Annotated in this window: 2 protein-coding genes; both read right to left on the reverse strand. The window is 39.3% G+C overall.

The window, feature by feature from the left end:
- The coding region (locus AB4653_RS25825) for a pentapeptide repeat-containing protein (protein ID WP_372105655.1) at window positions 1-165 on the reverse strand (165 nt) is incomplete at its 3' end.
- 442 nt (window positions 166-607) lie between these two features.
- Window positions 608-923: MarR family winged helix-turn-helix transcriptional regulator (locus AB4653_RS25830; protein ID WP_372105654.1), on the reverse strand; the 316-nt coding region annotated here is incomplete at its 5' end.

Genomic DNA, 923 nt, shown 5'->3' on the forward strand with positions numbered 1-923 from the left:
CTCAATATCGCCTTGTTCAATAAACTTACAGTTAATAAACGTTGCATCACGTAAGTTCGAACGTCTGAAATCACAACGGATAAACGTACAGGCCGTAAATGTAAGCTCTGATAGATCTTGCTGAGCAAAACTGTGCTGATGATAAGTGCTGTTATTAGTGTCCATTTAACCCCCTAAAGAAATCAAGCTAAGACTACCATTGTGATCTTAAGAAAACATCAAATTAAAAACCAACAAAAACAGCAACTTAAAACACCATAATTTGGCCATTTTAAGGCACCAAACGAGCCGTTTAAGGTTGTTATTTTCGTTTTATGGCATGCGCTTATCTTGAAAAAAGTTTTGTCGCTTAGAAGCGGGGGAGATTAAACACAACGAGAAGATCATCATATGTCAGCACAAACTTGATACAATAGCCTATATAGATACCTTCGCTTGATACTTGGTCTTTCGAAAACCTTAGCTTATATCGATAGGCTACAACTAAAAGATGATTTTTATTAGTAAAGTCAGAAAAATTGGGAGGCCAAGATCAAAAAATGGCCGCTTGATGCGACCATTTTATAACTCTTTAAACTTTTTCTTAGCTAGACAATTTAAAACTACGTTAGCTCTTGACGACGTTTGCAATGCCTTCAAGCTGTAGAACTGGAGCTGCGTCGATGTCTTCGGCGTTCATCATTGCAGACACACGTTGCATCGAAGAAAGCAGTAAGCTTTGCTCCCATGCTTCTAAATTTTGGAATTTTTTAACGAAGTTATCTTGTAGCGGTGGTGGCGCATTGTTAAGTAGCTCTTGACCTTTTTCAGTCAGATTTGCGTGTACTTTGCGGCGATCTGACGAGCTGCGAACACGTTGTACGTAGCCGTTCAATTCCAAGCGATCGATGATCGTCGTTGTCGTCGCTTGACTCACATTAGTT

The sequence above is a fragment of the Vibrio sp. 10N.222.48.A3 genome (assembly GCF_041475345.1).
Classification (GTDB): domain Bacteria; phylum Pseudomonadota; class Gammaproteobacteria; order Enterobacterales; family Vibrionaceae; genus Vibrio; species Vibrio tasmaniensis_A.